This window comes from Kitasatospora putterlickiae (assembly GCF_039527695.1).
GTDB lineage: Bacteria > Actinomycetota > Actinomycetes > Streptomycetales > Streptomycetaceae > Kitasatospora > Kitasatospora putterlickiae.
The window spans coordinates 14,531-16,956 of the sequence record NZ_BAAAKJ010000046.1 but is presented as its reverse complement, the minus strand read 5'-3'; the positions used below and the strand labels follow the sequence as shown (position 1 = coordinate 16,956).

General features: G+C 76.3%; 1 protein-coding gene and 1 pseudogene. One reads left to right on the top strand and one right to left on the bottom strand.

Annotated elements, in window-relative coordinates; translation table 11 throughout:
• Nucleotides 1-417: pseudogene (locus ABD308_RS05695) on the top strand (hypothetical protein); the annotation flags it as partial.
• Between the two features lie 57 nt (nt 418-474).
• On the opposite strand, the gene ABD308_RS05690 reads toward ABD308_RS05695, so the two are convergent.
• On the bottom strand, nt 475-2,426 hold a 1,952-nt coding region (locus ABD308_RS05690), incomplete at its 5' end, for a hypothetical protein (protein WP_344327612.1).

Below are 2,426 nucleotides of genomic sequence, written 5' to 3'. Positions count from 1 at the left end.
CAGACCATCAGCGACAACATCGGCACGCAGGCATCCGCCCAGCAGGCCGCGGCCGACGCCGCCGGCATCACCGGCATGCTGCTGGCCGCCCGGCTCGCCGTGCCGGTCGTCGCCGCCGCACTGGACCTGCCCGGCTCGGTCGCCGACGCCGTCGCCCACCTCAAGGAGATGGGCGCCCGGAACCCGGCGCTCGCCCCGCTGGTGATCGGCCCGGAGGCGGACGCCGAGCTGCTCGCCGCGGCCGCCGAGGAGTCCGGCTGCCCGTCGGCCGCGCCGCTGGGCGCCTACCAGGCGGTCGGCCAGCTGGTCGCCTCCACCTACCTGGCCGCGCTGCCGGCCGTCGACGCCGAGGCCGACGAGGCGGACGCCGCGTCGGAGGACGGCCCGCGCGCCACCGGGCGGCACGCCGCCCAGTAGCACCCCCCGCGCGAAGGGCCCGGAACGGACGCACCGTTCCGGGCCCTTCTCCGTGCCCTAGCGGCCCACCCGGGTGGTGGGCGCGGCGGCGTCCTTCAGCCGCAGCTCCGGCAGCAACACCGGCCGCGACTGTCCGACCAGGGTGGGCACGGCGGCCGCGACGGCGTTCCACTGGGGCTGGGCGGTGCCCTCCTCGCCCGCCCGGCGCACCTGGAGCACCTCGGTGGACCCGGCCCGGCGCAGCAGGACGTTCTTGGGCGGCCCGGCCTCCGGGTCCAGCCACAGCTCGTTGCCGCCGAACTCGCAGTCCAGCACCAGCAGGTCGTCCGGTTTGCCGTCGGCCGCGGCGCGGAAGGCGATCCCGGCCCGGCGGTAGCCGGTGAACCGGCAGCGGCTGAAGGTGACGGACTCCCCGGCGAGCTCGTGCCGGGCGGTGGAGACCGCGAAGTCGCTGCGCCCGGCCGCGTCGATCAGCAGCCCGTCGAAGACGGTGCCCTTGTCCTGGCCGAGCGAGTGCAGCGCCACTCCCCCGCCCGCGTTGCCGTACAGCACGCTCGCGGTGTAGTCGAAGTCGTTGAGGTAGGCGCCGTGCTCGATGCCCCAGCCGCCGTTGTGGTAGGCCGCGAACTCGGTGACCACGTGGTGGTGCCTGGCGTTGAGCCAGACGAAGACGCCGTTCCGCAGGTTGTTGTGGGCCAGGCAGCGCTGGAAGGTCCAGACGCCCTCGCTGTTCTCCGGCCACTCGAAGCCGGAGGCGCCGGTGGCCCCCTGCACGCCGACCGCCACGCAGTCCAGCGCCTTGCCGCCGGTGCCCGCGCCGAGGTTGAAACCGGTCAGCCGGTACGCCCTGGGGTTGGGTTCGAGCAGGGTGCGGGAGGCCACGCAGGACTCGTAGACGATGTCGTCGGACGGCTGCTGGGGGGTGCGGGTGTCCAGCGGGCCGTCCCACCAGTAGGCGTCCTCCCAGGTCTCGTGGCTGATGCAGGCGCGGAAGGTGATGCCGTGGCTGGCGTGCGGGACGTAGGCGTGGCTGCCGGCGTCGCGGACCACCACGCCCTCGACGACGGTGCCCCGGGTGGCGTCGCCGAGCCGGTGGAAGTGCAGTCCGTAGCGGCCGAGCACCGGCGCGGTGACCGGGACGGCGCCGTCCGGGCCCTTCCAGGTCTCCTTGGTGTCGGCGCGCGGGCCGACCCAGCGCAGCGCGGTGTGCCGGACGTCGGCGCGGCGGGAGCTGGTGAGGTGGACGTGGGTGCGGCCCTCGGCGGTGCCCTCGACCCGGACGCCGCGGGTCAGGTTGAGCACCTCCGCGCCGACGGTGACGCCCCCTCCGGCGGCGACCCTGGGGTGGGCGTGGCGCAGCGGGGCGGCCAGGGTGACGGTGGTTCCGCTGACGGACCGGATGGTGACGAGGTCGTAGGCGGCGGCGAAGCCCTCCTGGTCGGGCGGGCCGGTCGGGGTGACGGCGAGTTCGTCGCCGGGCAGCCAGCCGGCGGGCGGGGCGGCCAGGGTGACGACGGTGTCGCCGGCCTTGAGGTCGCGGTCGGCGCGGACCCAGGCGGTCTTGGCGGCGCCGTCCAGCCGCAGGTAGCCGGCGCCGGTCACCCAGAGGCCGACGTCGGTGTCGACCACCTTCATGCCGTCGCCCTGGAAGCGCTTCTCGTCGACGCCGGGGAAGCGCAGGGTGTGGACGTGGTCGCCGTCGGGGGCGAGGGCGAGGGTGCCGCGCACCTCGACGTTGCCGGCGGCGGCGAGGGTGAGGGTGCGGTCGGCGGCGAAGGTGAGCGCGCCGCCCGGCTCGACCAGCAGCGAGCCGACCTCGGCGTCGGTGTCGAGCAGCACCCGGTCGGTGATCCGCACGGCGGCGCGCGGGCCTGGCGGGTTGCCGCCCCAGCCGGACCGGTCGGACCAGCGGCGCCCGCCCTGGTCGACGGTGGGCGCGGGGGCGGGCTGTTCGGGGGTGCCGGGCGGGGCTCCGCCGTGGCCGCCGTCGGGGCCCGTCGGGGCGGGCG